Here is a 299-nt window from a genome sequence, read left to right on the forward strand (position 1 = left end):
ACAAAATTCGTTAAGAAAACGAGTAAAATGTCCGCAATGAAGGCTCTAACGGACAAAACTCATCAAGAAAATGAGTGAAATGTCCACAAGGAAGGTTCTTATGGACAAATCAAAAAGGAGAGGAAGTTGTGGAATGAAACTTAAAGATCTGCTTGAAACAAATATAGCTGAATTTGATGAATATCCTTTTCTATTTTACAAAGAAAAGACGTTCACAAATGTAGAAACAAAGCTATACGCTGACCAATTTGCAAGTGGCTTGTGCAACCTTGGAATTACTAAGGGCGATAGGGTAATGG

This window comes from Neobacillus drentensis, assembly GCF_036966985.1.
Classification (GTDB): Bacteria; Bacillota; Bacilli; order Bacillales; family Cytobacillaceae; genus Neobacillus; species Neobacillus drentensis_E.